The following is a 1,052-nucleotide window of genomic DNA, read 5'->3' as shown; positions in this document are numbered from 1 at the left end:
ACTGCCATTTACAGTGATGGCACACAGGCAGATCTGACCCGCTTTGCTACCTGGCAATCTGACAATATGGCCAGTGCCGCCATGCTGCCCTTTGGGGTCGTTAAAGGGGTTGCCTCCGGCAATGCGCGAGTGACGGCCCGCTTTGCGGGGGTGAGCAGTGGTGGCACTGCTATTAAGGTTACTGCCGCTCAACTGAGCAAGCTTAATGTGACCCCGTCCTCGGTGACGCTGGCCAAGGGATTGCGCCAATCGATGCGGGCTATCGGCACCTACAGTGACAATACTCAGGCAGACCTGACACGCTTTGTTGCATGGCGCTCGAACAACAACAACGTGGCGTGGGTCGGGCCGGATGGCCTGCTCATTGCCGCCAGTGAAGGTGCAGCCAGTATCAATGCCAGTATGGAAGGGGTAAGCAGCAATGCTGCGGCGGTGCACGTTACCAGCTCCGTCATCACCAAACTCACTGTCAGCCCGAGCCCGGTCAAGATAGCCAAAGGGCAGTCTTCTTCGTTGCGTGCCATTGCGACCTACAGTGATAACTCACAGGTTGACATCACTCGGCTTGCCGTGTGGCGTGTTGATGACTATGGCGTAGCATCGATAACAGTTGACGGAGCTGTGAGGGGCAGAGAGGTGGGGACAACCACCGTCACATCGACAAAGGATGGCATTACCAGTGACCCGGTAAATGTGGATGTGACGTCGGCAGTCATTACCAAGATAACGGTGGCGCCAGCGGCTGTCACTGTGCCCATAGGAGCCCCTCTGCAATTAAGCGCAATGGCCACATATAGTGACAACACCTCTTCTGATGTAACGAGATGGGTGTCATGGCTGACGTTGGATGGGACAATCGCACAGGTAGCAAATGGCTTGGTATCTGGTGTCAAGGTCGGCACGACGACAGTAAGGGCAGGGGTTGCCGTCAATGGCGCTAACGTCTTCAGTAATGTGGTGACGGTGAATGTGTGTGAATTAGCTGGTGTATGTATTGATATTTTCGATACAGGTAGTGGTAAGTTATTTACCAACTCACCATCAGTGGCTTA

1 protein-coding gene is annotated in these 1,052 nt (G+C 54.5%); it reads left to right on the top strand.

Translation table 11 applies throughout. From position 1 onward, the window contains the following. The coding region (locus G5168_RS20895) for an Ig-like domain-containing protein (protein ID WP_421252683.1) at positions 1-1,052 on the top strand (1,052 nt) is incomplete at both ends.

It is taken from the genome of Aeromonas sp. 600724 (genome assembly GCF_049175135.1).
Taxonomy (GTDB): Bacteria; Pseudomonadota; Gammaproteobacteria; order Enterobacterales; family Aeromonadaceae; genus Aeromonas; species Aeromonas veronii_A.
Note: the sequence above shows the minus strand (reverse complement) of the source record. Positions and strands in the feature narration are given on the sequence as shown.